Origin of the sequence: Brevundimonas sp. TSRC1-1 (genome assembly GCF_049898245.1) — a bacterium.
Taxonomy (GTDB): Bacteria; Pseudomonadota; Alphaproteobacteria; order Caulobacterales; family Caulobacteraceae; genus Brevundimonas; species Brevundimonas mediterranea_A.
Genome location: NZ_JAFCXI010000001.1, coordinates 585,678 through 603,258 on the forward strand (window position 1 = coordinate 585,678; position 17,581 = coordinate 603,258).

The following is a 17,581-nucleotide window of genomic DNA, read 5'->3' on the forward strand; positions in this document are numbered from 1 at the left end:
GGGGCGGAGGGCGGTTTCAGAACCGGAAGCCGGCGCCTGCCCATGCGGCCCCCGGCGGGGCGGAAGTTCGCTGAAGGGCTGGCGGCCCTAGCCGATGTCCGCCGGCCGCGCGCCCTTCGGTGCCGCATGCCGGGAGAAGCCGACCACGAGGATAGCGATCGTCAGCAGCTGAACGGCGACGCCTTCGACCGTCGGGTAGAGGCCGAGGATCTCGATACGGGGGATCCAGGCCAGCGGATGGACGTCGAGCCAGCCCGCCTCCTGCAGCGCCGCCACCCCCTTCCCGACGAGGACAACCGACAGGATGGCCATAAGGATCGAGCTCAGGGAGAAGAACCGGCCGATCGGCAGGCGCTTGCTGTAGGCCAGCAGGGCCCAGGCAACCACGGCCAGGATGACCACCGCCGTCAGGGCGCCGGCCAGCATGCCGAGGTGGCCGCCCTGGCTCCAGATCGCCGCATAGAACAGGATGGTCTCGAACACCTCCCGGTAGACCACCACGAAGGACAGCAGGAATAGGAACCAGGCCGACCGTTTCGACAGCGCATGGGAGAGCTTGTCGCGGATATAGGTCTGCCAGGCGTCGGCGTGCGACTTACCGTGCATCCAGATGCCCACCGAGACGAGCACGACGGCGGCCAGAAGCGAACCGAACCCTTCGGTCAGTTCCCGGCTGGCGCCGCTGATGGAGATGAAGAAGGTCGCGGCCGCCCAGGTAGCCCCGCCGGCGACCAGCGCGGCGACCCAGCCGCCGTGGACGTAGCGCAGCACCTCGGGCCGTTCGGCCTTCCTGAGGAAGGCGATCATCGCCACCACGATGAGCAGGGCCTCTAGGCCTTCGCGCAGCAGGATGGTGAAGGCGCCGAGGAAGCTGGCGAGATTGTCCGCCTCCTGGGGCGCGAGGGCCCGCTCGGCCGTGTCCAGCAGGGCGTTCGCACGAGCGACCCGACCGGCGACCTCCTGGGCGGGCGCACCCCGGCTGATAGAGACGCGCAGCTCGGTCATGGCGGTCTCGACCCGGCGCAGCAGGGCGCTGTCCCGGGCGCCGAGGGCCGGCTCGATCGGCTCGACGCCGTCGAGGTAGGCGGACAGCGCCGCGTCGGTGGCGGCCTTGCGATCGCCCCGTCGATAGGCGGCCTCGCTCTCCGCCAGGCGCGTCCGCGCCAGGGTCAGCGTCGATCCGGCCGGGCGCGCCGCGGCCTCGGGATGACGTCGCAGATAGGCGGTCAGGGCCCGCGCCCGGGGTTCGCCGAGGCGGGTGGCCAGCTCGGCCGGCGTGGTCTGGGTGAGGGCGGCCAGGTCGGGAAAGGCCGCGCGGACCGCCGGATCGCCGTCCCACAGGCGCTTGCCCTCGGCGGCTTCGGCGTCGGTGAAGGCGAAGCGGCCGACATAGAAGGCCAGCGCCCAGCGGTCCTCGGCCGGCAGGTGCGAGAAGCTGGCCATCGCCGTGCCCTCCAGCCCCTGGTCGATCACCTGATACAGCCCGAAGACGCTGCGCTGGCGCGCGCGCTCCACGTCGGCGAAGGCGATCGCCGGCGGATCGAGCCCTTCGGCGCCGGGGCCGTCGGCGCGCCCGGTCACGCCGTGGCAGACCGCGCACTGCTCGGCGTAGAGGGCGGCGCCGCGGGCCAGGTCGGGCGGGAACGAGGGCGCCAGCGGGCTCGGATAGGCCGTCAGCACCGCGCCGGCCAGGGCCTTGGCCCGGGCGCCGACGACGGCCGGATCCGCCTTGTCCCGGATGGCCGCCTGCAGGCCCTCTGCGTCGCGCATCAGGGCGGCCTTGGCCGGGTTGGCCGGCAGGGCGTCCAGACGCGTCCGGATCTGGGTGCTGAACTCGATCATCTCGCCGTATTCGGCCGGATTGACGATCTCGCCGTCGGCCACTGCGCCGGCGTAGTCGACCGCCACATAATCCAGCAGCCGCCAGGCGACCTGGGCCTCCGAGGCGGACGGCGCCTGGGCGAGGGCCGGGGCGGCCAACCCTAGGGCGAACAGCAGGGTGAGCAGACGGAGCAGAGGACGCATGGGAGACCTAGTTGTGAGCGGCTCGCAATAGCATTCAAGCGACGCCGCTGTCGCGTCTAAACTGCGGACGCGCCCGGGCCCGCAGAGGCGGCCGCGATCGCGGCTGCCGTCGGGTCAGACTTCGTAACGCGCGGCCGTCAGAGGTGGATCGTGCGCTCGGCTACCGCCAGGCAGGCTTCGCGCAGGGCTTCCGGCAGGGTCGGATGGGCGTGGCTTGTCCGCGCCAGATCCTCGGCCGCCGCGCCGAACTGCATGGCGGCGACCGCTTCATGGATCAACCCGCCGGCCTCAGGGCCCAGGATGTGCACGCCGAGGATCTTGTCCGTCGCGGCGTCGGCCAGAACCTTGACCAGACCGTTCTTCTCCAGACGCGCCTTGGCCATGGCGTTGGCGGAGAAGGGGAAGCGCCCCACGCGGTAGGCCACGCCGGCCGCCTTGAGGTCGTCCTCGGTGCGGCCGACCGAAGCCAGTTCCGGCCAGGTATAGACGACCGCCGGAATCGTTCCGTAGTCCACATGGCCCGCGCCCCCCGCCAGGCGTTCGGCCAGGGCGATCCCTTCCTCCTCCGCCTTGTGGGCCAGCATGGCGCCGCCGATGACGTCGCCGATGGCGTAGACCCCGTCGGCGCTGGTCCGGAACCCTTCGTCCACCGGAATAAAGCCCCTGCGGTCGGGCGCAATGCCGACCGTTTCCAGATCGAGCCTGGCGGTTGCGGGCCGTCGGCCGATGGAGACCAGCACGACATCGGCCTTGATGGTTCCTCGCGCGCCATCGCCCATGGGCTCGACGTCGAGGACGACGTCGTCGCCCTCCATCCGCGATCCGACCACCTTATGCCCAAGGCAGAACTGGAAGCCCTGGGCCTCGAGCACCTTGTGCAGCGCCGCCGACATCTCCGAGTCGACGCCGGAGGCGATCCGGTCGAGCACCTCGATGACCGTGACCTCGCTGCCGAGCCGACGCCAGACCGACCCCAGCTCCAGTCCGACGTAGCCGCCGCCGATCACCGCCAGATGGCGCGGCGCCGCCGTCAGGCTCAGGGCGCCGGCGGAGGTGACGATTCGCCGCTCGTCGATGGGCAGGTCGGGCAAGGTCGCCGCTTCCGATCCGCTGGCGATGACCACCGCCTTGCTGGCCTGCACCTCGAAAGCGCCGTCCGCGGCGCGCACCTCCACCCGGTCGCGCGCCAGCAGCCGCCCGCGGCCCTGGAAGCGGGCGACCTTGTGCTTGCGCAGGAGGTAGGCGACCCCTTCGCCAAGCTCGGTCACCACCTTGCCCTTGTGCCGCATGACACCGTCAAGATCGGCCCGCACATTGTCTACCATGACGCCGAACGCTTCGAGATTGCGCGCCATCTCCAGCCGCTCGGTGGCCTGGAGCAGCGCCTTGGACGGAATGCACCCGATGTTCAGGCAGGTCCCCCCGAGCAGTTCGCGGTCGTCGATGACCGCCACCGACAGGCCGAGCTGGCTCGCCCGGATCGCACACGGGTATCCGCCCGGCCCGCCGCCGATGATCACCAGGTCGTAGGAGGTCGTCGAACGGCTCATGGCGTCAGCCTTTGCTGCGAGTGGATGGGAGAGAAGGGCCCCGGCCAGCCCGAGGAAGCGGCATCAGGCGCCCCCCTCATTGAGGGCCGCGTCGCGCGTCTCCATTCGGAACCCGCTTCCGGGGAGGGCCGGCAGGCGGCGGAAGTCGATCTCCAGATCCTGATCCGGCAGCCGGTAGTTCAGGTCGGCGAGCAGGCCGACGGCGCGCTCCATCAGCTCCACGACGATCCCTTCGCCAGGGCAACGGTGACCGGTCGCCGCATCCCCACCGCCCTGGGGGATGAGACCGAACGGATCTCCGGAGCCGTCGCTGAACCGCTCCGGCCGGAACGCCTCGGGATCAGTCCAGTGTGCGGGATCGTGATTGGAGCCATAGAGGTCGAGGACCACCTGACGGCCCTCCGGGAAGACCAGGTCGCGCCAGCGAAACGGCGCGCGCACACGCCCGATCACTGCCGGGAAGAACGGATAGAAGCGTCGGACTTCCTGGACGAAGGCGCGGCGACGTCCGGCGTCGGCGTCGGCCAGACGGGCCGCATCCGGGTGAGCCTGCATCGCGTGCGCCACAAACACGATGTAGACCGAGGTCGCGACAGTCGGCCGCAATACATTGGCCAGTTCGACCGCCGCCGTGTGGATCGGCAACGGTTCGCCGTCCGCGGCGCGGGTCCAGGCCCAGGCGTGGGCGGCCGTGTCCGGATCCGGCGACAGACGGCCGGCGCGAATGTCTTCAATGATCGAGCCCAGCCAGGCGTCGACGCGGCGACGCGCGTGCCTCGACCACAGATGCCGGGGGCCCCGCGATCCCGCCGCGTCGAACAGCGCCCTCAGGTGACGGACCCGTTTCGCCTCTTCGTGCGGCTCGAGCGGCACGCCGGCCCAGGCGCAGACGGCCCGCGTTAGCACCGGCTGCAAGGCGTCATACAGCACGATGTCGTCCTCGCCGGCCCATTCGACGGCCGCGCGCCGCCACTCCGCTTCGAACAGTTCGCCCAGTCGCGCGACACGGGCTGGCGACATCAGGGACATGAACACGCCCTTGCGGGCGCGGTGGGCCTCGCCGTCCAGCCCCTGGACGCCGCCCTCGCCGAGCAGCGTGCGGCGGACCGGCGCCGGCATGGCGCCCGCCCGCACGATGCGGGTCTCGTCATAGAAGATCCGCGCCGCCTCGCGGCCTCTCAGACAGGTCGTCTCCTTCAGCGCCAGGCGGGTCTCGACGACGTCGGCGCCGGCCTGCTCGAACAGGTGGGAAAGGCGCCGATAAGGGTCTGTCAGCAGGGCCAGGGTCTGGTCGCCGTGTCGCGAGGTCGGCCGATGCGTCATCGAAATCCTCCAGAAGGACGGGCGGTCCGCGACGGGAGCCGCCAATCGCCTCCAAACGTCGCGGTGGGCTAATGGCTCCGGGGTCTTTGCGCCTTCCGGATCTTCCACAGGGTCAAAGCGGCGCGGATGGATCGTGCAACGCCTCGATCACCTTGCAGGCGGAGACCCGGCCCCCGGCGCATTCCGTCGTCATCCGCGACAGTTCGCGCTGGAGGGCGCGGAGCCGGGCGATCTTCTGTTTCACATCGGCGAGATGACGTTCGGCCAGGGTGCTGGCCTCGGCGCAGGGCCGATCGGGGTGATCCGACAGATCAAGCAAGGAGCGGATCGAATCCAGATCGAAGCCCAGCTGGCGGGCATGCCGGATGAATGACAGGCGGCGCTCCGCCGCGTCGTCATACATGCGCCGGTCGCTGGCGGTGCGCGGCGGCGGCGGAAGCAAGCCGATTTCTTCATAGAAGCGGATGGTCGGAACCTTGACGCCCGTGGCGGCGGCCAGTTTGCCGATGGGGCGCAACCCGGACGAGGCGGGAGAGGGGAGGGGCATCGCGTCAGCTCGTAACGGCGGGTGAAAGGCATCTGGGGCGGGGAGGGATCATCGGCCCAGCCCCATCAGGACGACGGCGATGCCGAAGGCGGCAATCGTGGAGGCGCCGGTGAGCGCCATGCCGAAGGCCGGGGCCGCCGCGCCCTGCGCGTAACCCAGGGCGAAGAAACCCCGACCAACCAGATAAAGAGGGACCAACACCGGCAGCAGGATCATCTCCTCGCCGCGCAGCACGGTGGCGAGCACCAGGTGGGCGCTCACCGCCAGAACGGTCTGTTCAAGCGAGTTCTGTAGCACGGCGGCGGGTAGGGCGAGCCTGGCGCCGGGCGCCGCATCGGCGGACCCGGCCGGTCGGCGTCGGACCGGAACCGGATGCTGGCCACCACCCTCAAACACCCCGCGAGCCACAGGAAGACCGGGAGATTCGCCTGCAGGGCATAGGCCAGCCTATCGGCCGTCGCCATGTCGCGCGCCGCGCCGAGAAGGGGCGGGGAAAGCCGCAGCCAGGCGGAGGCCGCCGCTGAGGCGGTGATGAGAATCGCCGGCGCCGAGCGGACGGCGATCGCCCTCTGTTCGGCGGGAAGCCTCATCGCGCCGCCCGTCCCAGGGTCGAGGACGCCGCGCGGCTGTCCGAGCCCCGGACGGTGAGGAGGAGCAGCGCGACGCCGCAGACAATGGCCGCATCGGCGAGGTTGAAGGTCGGCCAGTGCGCCGCCCCCCAATGAAGATCGATAAAATCGGTGACCGCGCCAAAGCGTAGCCGGTCGACGAGGTTCCCGATCGCTCCACCGGCGATGAGGCCTGCGGCGGCCGCCGTCACGGCGCTGCGCGTGCGCCAGATCCACGCCAGCAGGGCGCCGATGATCAGGGAGGCCACGGCGCTCAGCGCCCAGCGGCCGACGGCGCCTGAGCCGGCGAACAGGCCGAAGGTGACGCCGGGGTTGAACCCGAGACGCAGCGCGAGAAACGGCGTGAGGTTGATCGGAGCGTCCAGCTGAGCGCGCGCCGCGGCCTTGGCGGCCTGATCCACGACGGCGATCAGCGCCGCGAGCGCGAAGGCGATCGTCTGCAGGCGGCCGGGAACGCGTCGCGTCGGGTGCATGGTGATCATGAAGCCTCCAATGGATTTCAACTGATTTTGGGCCCTCTAGTTACTAGAGGATCAAGCTGGTTTTATCTGACAGGCGTTTCTTTCATGGAAGCCATGCATTCTCGGCATGATCGTCTAGCCATTGGGAGATGCATGCTTCTCGCGAAAGGGTAATCCGATGACTGAACCCCCTCTCGTCCTGTGCACTTCCTCGCCCGGCTGCAGTTGCGGCGTGGCCTCCAGGTTCGACAGCGCCACCCCGCCTACCGGCGCATCATGATCGCGGTGATCGCCGTCAACTGCGCCGCCTTTATGGCCATAGCCAGCGGCGTGTCCCTGCAAGGCTCGGCGCCCCCTGGGCGCCAATGTGCTCAACTTCCTGGCCGACGCGCCACCTACGGCATCAGCCTGGCCGTGATCGGACGTTCGGTCGCCGTGCAGTCCGGGGCGGCCAATGGCCAAGGCGCCAGCCTCGTTGCGTTGGTGCTGTTATTCCTCAGCTACGCGATCTCGCGAGCCACCTCCGGGGCGCCGTCCCGTGGCATCACCGGACTGGGCCCTCTGGGCTTCTTCGCCAACGCCCTGGCCGGCTTACTGCTGGTAAGCCACTGCGCAGGCGACGCCAACGTCCGCTCGCTCTGGCTATGCGCGCGCAACGACCTTACCCAGAGCCTGGCGTCGCGGCGACCGGCGGAGCGGTCTGGCTGACCGGTTCACGATGGCCCGACCTGATAGCGGGAGCGCTACTCAGGTGAAGATTGCGCATTCTGCAATCTCGATCCACCTGCAGACGCAGCGAAAGAATCGGACGCGATCAGCGTGCGCTCGCTTAAAGATCGCTCGACGTTGCTGAATAGGTCGAGATGGCCGACGACGCGCCACTCTCGGCCTTGCATGTCGACTTTCCCTCTCCCTCACCGCGGATTGGTGGTCACTCGAAACAGTCGCAGCCCCCGAACACTGTAACAGATTGCTTGATCGCCCGAATGAAAGTATCCACCACGCGATGGCGTGGCCAATTGCGACATGGGCAAGACTGATACTGGCGGTGACCCTGGTCTCCGCCGTGTTTTTCGTCGCCCCGATCGCTGACGCCGCGACCTGCGTCCCGGAGACGGCATCGGCTCACGCCATGGTCGTTGAAGATGCGGGCGATGGCGACCAGGTCGACCTTGGCGCTGGGCACGGAGTCTGCACCCACGGCCACTGCCACCACAACGGAACTGCCCGTGCGGATGTCGCCGACCACATCGCGATGCAGATCCACGCGCGGCCTGTTCACGCCTTCCCCTCGAGTGATTTTCCGTCGTCGATCTCTCCCGACGGCCTGAAGCGCCCTCCCAGAGTCTGACCGGACGTCTGCGCCGCCGTGCGCGCGAACTCGTGTCAAATTTCTGGAAGATGAATCATGCCTCCCTCATATCGCAGGCCGCCGCGTTTCGCGGTCGGCTGCGCGTTGGCCGCATTCGCGGCCGTGCTGGCCAGTCCCGCTTGGGCTGACCCCGCGCCGTCCTTCGCCGAGCTGCTCGCCCAGCTGGGTCAAACCCCGGCCACCCTTGAAGCCGGCGCCCTGTCGGACGCCGCCGAAGCACGTGTCCGCCAGGCCCGTGCGAGGCCTAATCCGACGATCGCTCTCGACGCCGAGAACGCTTTCGGCACGGGGCCCTTCTCGGGCTACGCCAATGCCGAAACCACCTTGTCGATCAGCCAGGACCTCGAGCTGTGGGGACGTCGGACCGCGCGGGTCAATGTCGCCCGCGCGGAAGCCGGAACCGCGGCGCTGCAGCGGGATCTCGCCATCATCGACGCCGCCGGAAGGCTCGCTCAGGTCTATGCCGATGCGGAAGCCGCCCAAAGGCGGGCTGCTCTCGCGGAGGAAAGCCTCACCCTGACCATCGCCGATGCGAGGGCCGCCCTTGTTCTTGTCGAGGAAGGCCGTGAGCCGCTGCTGCGCGGCATCCAGGGGGAAAGCGAAGCGGCTGCGGCGCGTGCCTCTCGCGATGAAGCCGTCGCGGAGCGCGACGCGGCCTTCGCGCGGCTGACCGCAGTCGCCATGCTGGCGGCTCCGGTCACGACGATCGACACCAGCCTGCTGGACCTCGCACCTGCCGCGACCTTCGCTCCCCCGGCGGAGGCGCCGGCCGTTCGCGTCGCCGAGGCTCAGCGCGCGGCCGCCGAACGCAGGATCGATGTGGAGCGGATCCGCTCGCGCCCGGACATCAACGCCAGCGTTGGTGTCCGTCGCTACGAGATGGAAGACGCGACGGCGCTGACTTTCGGCGTCAGCATGCCGCTGCCCCTGTTCGACCGCAACCGCGGGAACATCGACGCGGCGCAGGCCGACTTCCGGGCTGCGGATGCGCGGCTCCTGGGCGCCCGCCAGGAGGCCCAGGCCGATCGCGCCGCAGCGCGGGCGCGCCTCGCCGCCTCCGTGAGCCGGGTCTCCGCCGCCGATGCAGGGGTGGCGTCTGCCGAGGAGGCCTACCGTCTGTCGCGGATCGGATCCGAAGCGGGGCGCATCTCTCAACTCGAGCTGCGGGTCACCCGTGCAGCCCTGATCTCTGCCCGAACTTCGGCCGTCGATGCGCGCCTTGCACGCGTCCAGGCCGAGATTGAACTTGCGCGCCAGGACGGCCGCGCCCCCTTCCAAGGAGCCCAATGATGCGCAAGCGCACATCCAACAAGACGTTGCTGATCGGCGGCGCCGCCGCCGTCGTTCTGCTTGGCGGAGGCGGGCTGTTCCTGCTCACGCGCGGGCCGGACGCCGCTCCAGCCGCCGCCGAGGGTGAGGCGGGTCACGCTGAAGAAGAGGGCGCTCATGCCGAGGGCGAAGCCGGCCACGAAGGCGAGGCCGAAGCGCCGGAAGGCTTCGTCGCTCTGAGCGCGGCCCAGGCCCAGGCCGCCAACCTGATCGTGGTCGGCGTCGGTCGGGGAGGGGGCGCCGAAACCCGGCTCTCCGGGCGGGTCGAGCCCATGGTCGACGCGCGCGCCGCTGTGGCGGCGTCCGTCGGCGGGCGGGTCGAGCGGGTTCTCGTAGCTCCGGGCCAGTCGGTCCGGATCGGTCAGCCCCTGGCGAGCGTCGTCAGCGGTGAAGCGGCGACGTTCCGCGCGGACGCAGACGCGGCGGCCGCCGAAACTGAAGTGGCGCGCCAGGCTTATCAACGCAACCGCAATCTGGCGGACCAGGGCGTTGTCGCCCGACAGGAGGTCGAGGCGTCCCGCGCGCAACTGCTCAGCGCCGAAGCCGGCGCCCGCGCGGCTCGCGCGCGGTCCAGCGCGGCGGGCTCGCCCAACGCTTCGGGCCGCCTCAGCGTCACCAGCCCCATCACCGGAGTCGTGACCAGCGTCCAGGTCGGACCGGGCGGCTTCGTCGCCCCTGGCGGCGTTGTCGCCGAGGTCACCAACCCGGCCAGGGTTGAGCTCGTCTTCAACGCGCCGCCTGCTTTGGCCGCCAATGTAAGGGCCGGGGCGCCTCTGCGGGTCAGCAGCCCCAGCGGCGACTTCGACGCCATCGTCACCGGCGTTGCCGCAGGCGCGGGCGGCGAAAGCGGCGCCACGGTCATTCGGGCCCGGCCGACGGGCTCTGTCCTCCCGCCGGCCGGTTCCGCCGTCACGGGGGCGATCGTGACGGGCGAGACGACCGGCGGTCTCACCGTGCCGACCGAGTCCGTCCAGACCGTCGACGGCAACACCGTCGTCTTCGTTCAGGTCCCGAACGGCTTCCAGGCCCGTCCGGTGCTCGCCGGTCGTCAGGCCGGGGGGCGGACTGAAATCCTGCGTGGCCTCACCGGGGCTGAACGGGTCGCCGGCACGAACGCCTTCCTCCTCAAAGCCGAGCTCGCCAAGGGCGAGGCCGAGCACGGTCACTAGGGGCGCACCGCATGTTCAAATTCATCATCGAACTCTCGGTCAAATTCCGATGGTTCGTGGTTCTCGCCACGGCGCTTGTCGCGGCCTACGGACTCCTCGAGCTGACACGGCTTCCCATCGACGCCGTGCCGGATATCACCAATCGCCAGGTCCAGGTGACCACGGTCGCTCCGGCGCTCGCGCCTGAACAGATCGAACGACAGGTCACCTACCCGATTGAAACCGCCATGGCCGGCATTCCCGGCCTGACCACGACCCGATCCCTCAGCCGAAACGGCTTCAGCCAGGTCACGGTCATCTTTACCGACCAGACCGACATCTATTTCGCGCGCCAGCAGGTCGCCGAACGGCTCGCGGGCGCCCGGGAGGCCATGCCTGACGGGGTGGAGCCGACCATGGCCCCGATCACCACGGGCCTCGGTGAAGTGCTGATGTGGACGATCGACTACAAGCCATTCAACAGTCAGAACCTCGCCAAGCCTGGCGAGCCGGGCTGGCAGGCGGGCGGAGCCTATCTGACGCCCGAAGGCGATCTGCTTTCGACCCCGCAGCAGCGCGCCACCTATCTGCGCACCGTGCAGGACTGGATCGTCGCGCCGCAAATGCGGACCGCCCCCGGTCTCGCCGGCGTCGACACCGTCGGCGGCTATGTGAAGGAGTATGCGGTCCGTCCGGACGCGGCGCGCCTTTCCGCCTACGGCCTGGGCATGGGCGACCTTATCCAGGCCCTCGATCGCGCCAACACTCAGGCCGGCGCAGGCTATATCCAGCGCGCTGGCGAAGCTCTGACGGTCCGCACCGACGCCTTGGCCTCCACCGTGGAAGATCTGGCTCAGGCGCCGGTCGTCAACCGGAACGGCCTGATCGTGCGGGTCGCCGATGTCGCCACGGTCGAGATCGGCCAGGCTCCGCGCCTGGGCGGCGCCAGCCGTGACGGCCACGAGGCCGTGCTCGGAACGGCGCTGATGATCGCGGGCGGCAACAGCCGCACCGTGGCCCAGGCGGCCGGGGAGCGACTCGATGAGGTTCGCAAGACTCTGCCCGCAGGGATCGAGGCGGTGACGGTCCTTGACCGTAGCGCCCTGGTCAACTCGACCATCTCGACCGTGGCCCGCAACCTCACCGAGGGCGCCCTTCTGGTCATCGTCGTGCTGTTCCTGCTGCTCGGAAACATTCGTGCGGCCAGCATCACGGCCTTGATGATCCCGATCAGCTTCCTGTTCGCCGTCATCGGCATGAATAGGTTTGGCATCAGTGGAAACCTGATGAGCTTGGGCGCGCTGGACTTCGGCCTTCTGGTCGATGGGGCGGTCATCGTCGTCGAAAGCACCCTGCTGATGCTATCGCAGCGGCGGATCGATCTGGGACGGGCCCTGACCCGTCGGGAACGCCTCGATGTCGCCGTGGCCGCAGCTCGCAAGATGGTCAAGCCGGCCGCCTTCGGTCAGCTGATTATCCTGCTGGTCTTCACGCCCCTGCTGATGCTTGAGGGGGTGGAGGGCAAGACCTTCGTCCCCATGGGGGCGACGGTGATGCTGGCCTTGGTCGGGGCCTTCATCTTCTCCTTCACCTTCGTTCCGGCCATGACGGCCCTGCTGGTGCGGGATCCCAAGAAGGTCGAGACCGACGAACACGGCCACGCCCACGAACACGAAACCTTCCTGCTCCGCCACGCGCGGCGTTGGATCCAGCCGGCCATCCGCGCCGCCGTCGATCGTCCGAAGATCGTCCTGATCTCGGCGCTCGGCGCGGTCGTCGTCGGTGGTCTGGCCTTTTCGTCCCTCGGGCGGGAGTTCATCCCTACCCTGGACGAAGGCGACATCGCCATGCAGGCGCTGCGTGTTCCCTCGGCGTCGCTGGAACAGTCGCTCGCCATGCAGATGGCGTTGGAACGGGTCATCACCGCCCAGCCGGAAGTCGAGACCATGTTCTCCAGGACCGGCACCGCCGAGGCGGCCGTCGACCCGATGCCGCCCAACATTTCGGACAGCGTCATCGTTCTGAAGGACCGCAAGGACTGGCCGGATTCAGGTCTCGAGAAGGAAGCCTTGCTCGAGCGGTTCGAAGAGCTCGCCAACCAACAGATCGGGAATAATTTCGAGTTCAGCCAACCCATCGAGCTCCGCTTCAACGAACTCATTTCCGGGGTCCGGACCGACCTCGCGGTCATGGTCTACGGCGATGACTTCGACACCATGCAGCGGGTCGCTGATGAGGTGGCCGGCGTACTGCGGCAGACCACCGGCTCCGCCGACGTTCGCGTCGAACAAGCGTCGGGCTTGCCGACGCTCACGGTCAGCGTCGATCGGTTCGCGGCGGCCAGCTACGGCCTGTCCGCAGCCGACGTTTCTGAAGCGGTCTCGGCCGCCATCGGCGGCGCGGAGGCCGGCCGGATTTTCGAGGGCGACCGTCGCTTCGACGTCGTCGTCCGTCTTCCGGACGATGCGCGCAACGATCCGGCGGCGCTCGCGGCCCTGCCGATCGTCTCTTCGACAGGCGTAACCGTGCCGCTGTCTTCGGTAGCCCGTATCCAAAGCGCCGAGGGGCCGAACCAGATCAGCCGCAACGACGGTAGCCGACGGATGGTGGTCCAGGCCAACGTTCGCGGCCGGGATCTGGGCGGCTTCGTCACCGACGCACAAACCAAGGTGGACCAAATCCAGCTCCCGCCGGGCGTCCGCCTGACCTGGGGCGGTCAGTTCGAGAACCTCAAACGGGCCGAACAACGGCTGGGCCTGGTTATTCCGATCGTCTTCGTCCTGATCGGTGTGCTGCTGTTTATGGCTCTGGGGTCGTTCTCCGAGGCTGGGCTGGTCTTCGCCTGCGTGCCCTTGGCCTTGATCGGCGGCGCCTTGGCGCTTCTCATGCGAGGGATGCCGTTCTCGGTGTCTGCGGCCGTTGGCTTCATCGCCGTCTCGGGTGTGGCGACCCTGAACGGACTTGTTTTGATGCAGGCCATTCGCGAGCGATTGCAGGCGGGGCTCGCGCCCCGGGACGCGGCGATCGAAGGGGCGTCCAGCCGATTGCGTGCGGTGTTGACGACAGCCTTGGTCGCCATTGTCGGCTTCATCCCGATGGCGCTCGCCCACGGCGCGGGGGCCGAGGTTCAGAAGCCTCTGGCGACGGTCGTCATCGGCGGCCTTCTGACCGCGACGGCCCTGACCCTGCTGGTCCTGCCGACCTTCGCGGCCAAGGCGGTGCGTCATCGCAAGGACGAGGGGGTTGAGGATTGATTGCTCGCACTCAGGATGACCGTCAGCAGCGACGCACGTTGCTGACGGTTCTCGCGCTCAACGCGGGCCTGGCATTAGCGCTCGGGATCGGCGGCTTGTCCGCCGATTCCAGCGCTCTGCTGGCCAATGCAGTGGACAACGCCTCGGACGCTGCTGTCTATCTGATCAGCTTTCTCGCGATCGGTCGGCCTGGTTCGTGGAAGCGGGGGGCGGCGCGCCTCTCGGGCGTCATGCTCCTTATCTTCGGCGCTGGCGTCCTTCTGGACGCGGGTCGTCGATTCCTCATCGGGACCGAACCGATCGGCCCGACCATGATGGGACTCTCGGTCGTCGCAGCGATCATCAACCTGATCTGCCTGCAGTTGATCCGCCGTCAGCACAGCGGCGACGTCAACATGAAGGCTGCCGAGACGTTCAGCTTTAACGACTTCGCCTCCAACGGGGGAATCCTCGTCGCCGGGGCCCTGGTGCTCTGGCTCGGCCAGGCGTGGCCGGACCTCGTCGTCGGCGTCCTCGTGGCCGCCATCGCGTTGAAGGGCGGCCTGGATATCCTGCGCGATGCGGCTAAGGATCGTCCGGCTGAGGGGGAGGGGCAATGATGCCGCTCGAGCCCTCCGACAGCGTCTCCAAGCCCGCAAGCCCCGCTTTGTCCGGCTCCTCGCCCCCTGATGACGCCTGTCGATCAGCGGTCGATATCCAATCCGTTCAACGATGGCGCAAGGCGGGCATTCTCGTCGGGGGCCTGCTTCTTGTCGTCTGCGCGGCGCTCGTCACATCCTGGCCCTTGCTCGAACATCCTGTCGAGCATCTGGGCCTGATCGCCATCATGGTTTGCATCATCGGTCGGGCTTGGTGTTCCCTTTACATCGGTGGCCGCAAGAAACAGGAGATCATATCCGCAGGACCGTATTCGGTCAGCCGCAATCCGCTGTACGTCTTCAGCTTCATCGGCGCGTTTGGCATCGGCGCCCAGTCCGGCAGCCTTAGCGTCGGTTTGGTCTTCGGATTAGCCTGCTGGGTGGTGTTTCGCATCGTGGTCGGCCGCGAAGAACGCTTCCTCTCCGACGCCTTTGGACACGACTACCAAGCTTACCGTGAGCGCACCCCTCGGTTCCTGCCCAAGCTCTCCCTATGGCGCGACGAGGCGGAAATCATGATCCGGCCGGTATTCTTCGTCCGCACGGTGCGCGACGGCTTCGTCTTTCTCCTAGCGCTTCCGCTTTTCGAAGCGATTGAGCAGCTCCAGCGGCTCGGGGGCTTTAATGCCGTCGTGCCCGTGCCCTGAGGTCGGGAGAACCGGGATGACCACCTGCGAGCGGATCGCGCTGGAACCCGCTGGCCCGGCGCGCCTTCGCCCGTGTCGCTATCCCGCCCCCTCGATCGCGGCGGTCGCCGCAAGCAGCCGCGATTCCCAACCCGCAACGGGACCCTATTTATGACCAGCACAACACTGCCGGACCATCTCCACACCAAGTCCGAGGAGCACGATCACGGTGGCGTTCTAGGCTCCAATACGGAGCTGATCTTCGCCCTGACAAGTGGCCTTGCTCTGGGCCTTGGATTCGCCCTCGAGAAACTCGCAACGGGCCTTCCCGCTTGGATTCCCCTCGCCCTCTTCCTGATCGCCTACATCTTCGGCGGCTTTTTTACGGTGCGAGAAGCGTTCGAGAACCTCCGCCAGAAGCGCTTCGAGATCGATACCTTGATGCTCGTCGCAGCCGCAGGTGCGGCGGCGCTCGGGGCCTGGGCCGAAGGCGCTCTCCTGCTGTTTCTGTTCAGCATCGGCCACGCGCTCGAACACTACGCCATGGGCCGCGCCAAACGCGCGATCGAGGCCCTGGCCGAGCTTGCCCCCCGGACAGCCCATGTGCGACGCGACGGGCAGGTCGTCGAATTGCCTGTCGAAGATTTGGTCGTCGGCGACACCGTGGTGGTGCGTCCAAACGAACGACTGCCCGCTGATGGCTTTGTCGTGGTCGGCACCACAAGCATCAACCAAGCCCCCGTGACCGGCGAAAGCATGCCTGTCGACAAGCAGCCCGTCGCGGACCCCGAGGCGGCGCGGGCGAGACCGGCCCAGGTCGGATCGCCGTCTCTCGTCTTCGCGGGCACCATCAATGGCTCAGGCGCCATCGAGATTGAGACGACCCGCACATCGAGCGACACCACCCTGGCCAAGGTGGTTCGGATGGTGAGTGAGGCCGAGACGCAGAAGTCGCCGACCCAGCGCTTCACGGACAGGTTCGAACGCATCTTCGTGCCTGTGGTGCTGGCGCTCGCCTTTGTCCTGCTGTTCGCCTGGGTCGTCGTCGATGAGCCGTTCCGCGACAGCTTCTATCGCGCCATGGCCGTGCTGGTCGCCGCGAGTCCTTGCGCGCTCGCCATCGCCACCCCGAGCGCCGTCCTCTCGGGCGTCGCCCGTGCGGCGCGCGCCGGTGTCCTGATCAAGGGCGGCGCGCCGTTGGAGAACCTCGGCTCGCTCAACGCCATCGCCTTCGACAAGACCGGCACCCTGACCGAGGGACGGCCGCGGATCACCGACGTCATGACGGTGCGCGGGACGAAGGAGGGCGATCTTCTGGCGGTCGCTGTGGCGGTCGAACGGCTCAGCGACCACCCGTTGGCGGAGGCCATCGCGCGCGACGGTGGCGCACGCTTGCGCGATACGATCATCCCGGCCGCGATCGACCTCAAGAGCCTGACGGGCAAGGGCGTGACCGCCCAGCTGCACGGCGAGACGATCTGGATAGGGAAGCCGGAGATGTTCGGCGTCGACGGCGTAGCGCCGCTCGGCGACGAAACAACCTCTGTCGTCGCTCAGTTGCGACTGCAGGGGCGAACCCTGATGGTGGTGCGACGCGGCACGCGCGATCTCGGTGTCATTGGGCTTCTTGATACGCCTCGCCCAGCAGCGCGGCCGACGCTGACCGCTCTTCGCGCCCTCGGCATCGGGCGAATGATCATGATCTCGGGCGATCACCAGAAGGCCGCACAGGCGATCGCCGGACAGGTCGGCCTGACAGAGGCTTGGGGCGACCTCATGCCCGAGGACAAGGTCGACGCCATCAAACGCCTTCGCGCTGACGGCAAGATTGCCATGGTCGGCGACGGGGTGAACGACGCCCCGGCCATGGCCACGGCGACCGTCGGTATCGCGATGGGCGCGGCTGGCTCCGATGTTGCGCTTGAGACCGCCGACGTCGCCTTGATGTCCGACGACCTGTCGCAGCTGCCCTTCACCGTCGGTCTCAGCCGACAGACGCGGCGCATCATTCTCCAGAATCTCTACGTCAGTCTCGGAATCGTCGCCTTCCTTGTGCCGGCGACGATCCTCGGCCTTGGCATCGGCCCTGCCGTGGCGCTCCACGAGGGGTCGACCCTGCTGGTGGTGTTCAACGCTCTGCGCCTGCTCGGCTACCGCGACCGAACGGCGCCCATCCTTCCCAGTGCAATCCCGGCCGCCCCCGTGGCCCCGCCGGCTCTCTCGAGGACATCGTCATGAAGCGTTTCGGATGGATTTCCGTCATCGCCGTCTTTCTCGCCCTGTCGGTCTTCGCCTTCGGGATGATCTCGCGGCAAACCCGCGAGGTCCCTGCGGCGCCGTCGGCGGCTGACTCTCGCCCGAGCGACACCGAGGCAAGCCACGCTGGCGAGACCACGGACAGCCCATCGACTCGCGCCTATCGCGAGGCCAGCGCGAAGATGCACCAGGCCATGAGCATCAACTACACGGGCGACGCCGACATCGACTTCCTGCGCGGAATGATCGCCCACCACGAGGGTGCGCTCGCAATGGCCAAGGTCGCCGTCGAGCATGGCGAAGCCCGCGACGTGCGTAATCTGGCCGATGAGATCATTGCGGCCCAGGAATCCGAAATTGTCCGGATGAGAATCCTTCTTGCGCGCCATGAGGACACGCCCGCGCCCAACGCAAGGCCCTGAC

At 68.3% G+C, this 17,581-nt stretch carries 15 protein-coding genes; 8 read left to right on the forward strand and 7 right to left on the reverse strand.

Going from position 1 to position 17,581, the window contains the following annotated elements; genetic code table 11:
• Nucleotides 1-87: 87 nt before the first annotated feature.
• The 6 genes from ACP7CK_RS02935 to lspA form a co-directional block, all read right to left on the reverse strand.
• The gene (locus ACP7CK_RS02935; protein WP_153923204.1) at nt 88-2,025 is read right to left on the reverse strand and encodes a cytochrome c/FTR1 family iron permease; all 1,938 of its coding nucleotides are present in this window, start codon (nt 2,023-2,025) and stop codon (nt 88-90) included.
• Between the two features lie 137 nt (nt 2,026-2,162).
• Complete coding sequence (gene lpdA / locus ACP7CK_RS02940) at nt 2,163-3,575, reverse strand: dihydrolipoyl dehydrogenase (RefSeq protein WP_008259848.1); 1,413 nt, start codon at nt 3,573-3,575, stop codon at nt 2,163-2,165.
• Between the two features lie 63 nt (nt 3,576-3,638).
• Nucleotides 3,639-4,898, reverse strand: a complete 1,260-nt coding sequence (locus ACP7CK_RS02945; protein ID WP_008261169.1) for a cytochrome P450 — start codon at nt 4,896-4,898, stop codon at nt 3,639-3,641.
• 112 nt (nt 4,899-5,010) lie between these two features.
• A complete protein-coding gene (locus ACP7CK_RS02950) occupies nt 5,011-5,445 on the reverse strand; it encodes a MerR family transcriptional regulator (RefSeq protein ID WP_040349346.1) in 435 nt (144 codons plus the stop codon).
• A gap of 48 nt (nt 5,446-5,493) precedes the next feature.
• Nucleotides 5,494-5,841 (reverse strand): MAPEG family protein, encoded by a 348-nt coding sequence (locus ACP7CK_RS02955; protein WP_153923203.1) that lies wholly within the window; start codon nt 5,839-5,841, stop codon nt 5,494-5,496.
• A gap of 190 nt (nt 5,842-6,031) precedes the next feature.
• A complete protein-coding gene (lspA, locus tag ACP7CK_RS02960) occupies nt 6,032-6,556 on the reverse strand; it encodes a signal peptidase II (protein WP_008258720.1) in 525 nt (174 codons plus the stop codon).
• Between the two features lie 255 nt (nt 6,557-6,811).
• Between lspA and ACP7CK_RS02965 the strand changes: the two genes are divergently transcribed.
• Nucleotides 6,812-7,243 carry a hypothetical protein gene (locus ACP7CK_RS02965; protein ID WP_008262257.1) on the forward strand — a complete coding sequence of 144 codons (432 nt, stop codon included), beginning with the start codon at nt 6,812-6,814 and terminating at the stop codon, nt 7,241-7,243.
• 223 nt (nt 7,244-7,466) lie between these two features.
• Here the strand turns inward: ACP7CK_RS02965 and ACP7CK_RS02970 are convergent, their stop codons facing one another.
• Complete coding sequence (locus ACP7CK_RS02970) at nt 7,467-7,802, reverse strand: hypothetical protein (protein ID WP_156796407.1); 336 nt, start codon at nt 7,800-7,802, stop codon at nt 7,467-7,469.
• 189 nt (nt 7,803-7,991) lie between these two features.
• Between ACP7CK_RS02970 and ACP7CK_RS02975 the strand changes: the two genes are divergently transcribed.
• The 7 genes from ACP7CK_RS02975 to copM all read left to right on the forward strand — a co-directional run bounded on the left by ACP7CK_RS02975 (nt 7,992) and on the right by copM (nt 17,580).
• The gene (locus ACP7CK_RS02975; protein WP_244304272.1) at nt 7,992-9,197 is read left to right on the forward strand and encodes a TolC family protein; all 1,206 of its coding nucleotides are present in this window, start codon (nt 7,992-7,994) and stop codon (nt 9,195-9,197) included.
• Complete coding sequence (locus ACP7CK_RS02980) at nt 9,197-10,405, forward strand: efflux RND transporter periplasmic adaptor subunit (RefSeq protein ID WP_040349349.1); 1,209 nt, start codon at nt 9,197-9,199, stop codon at nt 10,403-10,405. The genes ACP7CK_RS02975 and ACP7CK_RS02980 overlap by 1 nt, the downstream gene beginning before the upstream one ends.
• An 11-nt stretch (nt 10,406-10,416) precedes the next feature.
• Nucleotides 10,417-13,638, forward strand: a complete 3,222-nt coding sequence (locus ACP7CK_RS02985) for an efflux RND transporter permease subunit (protein WP_008263211.1) — start codon at nt 10,417-10,419, stop codon at nt 13,636-13,638.
• Between the two features lie 38 nt (nt 13,639-13,676).
• Complete coding sequence (locus tag ACP7CK_RS02990; protein ID WP_426025067.1) at nt 13,677-14,237, forward strand: cation transporter; 561 nt, start codon at nt 13,677-13,679, stop codon at nt 14,235-14,237.
• Entirely contained in the window at nt 14,234-14,923 is a 690-nt protein-coding gene (locus ACP7CK_RS02995; RefSeq protein ID WP_008264189.1) for a methyltransferase family protein, read from the forward strand. Before ACP7CK_RS02990 ends, ACP7CK_RS02995 begins: the two co-directional genes overlap by 4 nt.
• Before the next feature lie 150 nt (nt 14,924-15,073).
• Nucleotides 15,074-17,140: a heavy metal translocating P-type ATPase gene (locus ACP7CK_RS03000; RefSeq protein WP_088582519.1), complete on the forward strand. Its 2,067-nt coding sequence runs from the start codon at nt 15,074-15,076 to the stop codon at nt 17,138-17,140.
• On the forward strand, nt 17,137-17,580 hold the full coding sequence (gene copM, locus ACP7CK_RS03005) for a CopM family metallochaperone (protein WP_088582518.1): 444 nt from the start codon (nt 17,137-17,139) through the stop codon (nt 17,578-17,580). The genes ACP7CK_RS03000 and copM overlap by 4 nt, the downstream gene beginning before the upstream one ends.
• Nucleotide 17,581 lies beyond the last annotated feature (1 nt).

Coding starts and splice junctions, on each gene's coding strand:
- copM (WP_088582518.1), top strand. CDS start 17,137: ATGAAGCGTTTCGGATGGATTTCCGTCATCGCCGTCTTTCTCGCCCTG.
- ACP7CK_RS03000 (WP_088582519.1), top strand. CDS start 15,074: ATGACCAGCACAACACTGCCGGACCATCTCCACACCAAGTCCGAGGAG.
- ACP7CK_RS02945 (WP_008261169.1), bottom strand. CDS start 4,898: ATGACGCATCGGCCGACCTCGCGACACGGCGACCAGACCCTGGCCCTG.
- lspA (WP_008258720.1), bottom strand. CDS start 6,556: ATGATCACCATGCACCCGACGCGACGCGTTCCCGGCCGCCTGCAGACG.
- ACP7CK_RS02965 (WP_008262257.1), top strand. CDS start 6,812: ATGATCGCGGTGATCGCCGTCAACTGCGCCGCCTTTATGGCCATAGCC.
- ACP7CK_RS02985 (WP_008263211.1), top strand. CDS start 10,417: ATGTTCAAATTCATCATCGAACTCTCGGTCAAATTCCGATGGTTCGTG.
- ACP7CK_RS02950 (WP_040349346.1), bottom strand. CDS start 5,445: ATGCCCCTCCCCTCTCCCGCCTCGTCCGGGTTGCGCCCCATCGGCAAA.
- lpdA (WP_008259848.1), bottom strand. CDS start 3,575: ATGAGCCGTTCGACGACCTCCTACGACCTGGTGATCATCGGCGGCGGG.
- ACP7CK_RS02980 (WP_040349349.1), top strand. CDS start 9,197: ATGCGCAAGCGCACATCCAACAAGACGTTGCTGATCGGCGGCGCCGCC.
- ACP7CK_RS02935 (WP_153923204.1), bottom strand. CDS start 2,025: ATGCGTCCTCTGCTCCGTCTGCTCACCCTGCTGTTCGCCCTAGGGTTG.
- ACP7CK_RS02995 (WP_008264189.1), top strand. CDS start 14,234: ATGATGCCGCTCGAGCCCTCCGACAGCGTCTCCAAGCCCGCAAGCCCC.